We start from the raw sequence: 679 nt of genomic DNA, 5'->3' as shown, positions 1-679 counted from the left end.
GGTTAACCAGAAGTTGCAAGGCTCTGGCAAGCCAAAAGGTGGTGCTTCGTCACTAACTGATGAAAATGACCCATTTGCCGCTAAGGCAGCAAAGTATAAATAAAGGAGGCCTAAAATGGCTCAAGAACAAATCTTTAATAAGAATTTTGCTGGAATTATTACGCCAGCTTTTCGTGCGTTGTCTGCATTTCAACCAGCATTCGGTGACTTGCAAACCAAGGATGGCGTAACTGAAAACGCAACCATGTTCTCTATCAAGTCAAATGACTTGCCAGCAGAACTTGGCAACTATGATACTGATCCAAACACCGCTTTCAATGATGGCTCTGATAAGACAAACCGCTACGGTAAGTTAAAGGAAATCATCTATAAGGAACAAGATGTCCCTTACGATGGCAACTGGGCATTTCGTGAAGGTCTTGACCGGTTTACTGTAAATGCAGACCTTAACTCTGCCGTTGCCGAGCGTTTGGACTTGCAATCACAAGCAAAAGTTCGTTTGTTTAATACATTGTTTGGAAAGAAGCTGACGGAAAGCGCTTCTGGTGACCTGGGTTCTGTATCTGACGTTGTCAAGTTGTTTGGAAAGGCTTCTCAAACATACACGGACATGGAAATCATGACCCCAGTACGTGCGTATGTTGATCCAGAAACGTACAACGCCATTGTGGATGCTCCA

General features: G+C 43.9%; 1 protein-coding gene. It reads left to right on the top strand.

Annotated features, from left to right (window positions below; genetic code table 11):
• Nucleotides 1-115: 115 nt before the first annotated feature.
• The coding region (locus tag IV71_RS08115) for a hypothetical protein (RefSeq protein ID WP_056995057.1) at nt 116-679 on the top strand (564 nt) is incomplete at its 3' end.

The organism is Fructobacillus fructosus KCTC 3544, from assembly GCF_001438695.1.
GTDB lineage: Bacteria > Bacillota > Bacilli > Lactobacillales > Lactobacillaceae > Fructobacillus > Fructobacillus fructosus.
The sequence above is the reverse complement of the archived record's forward strand: the minus strand, read 5'-3'. Positions and strand labels throughout refer to the sequence as shown.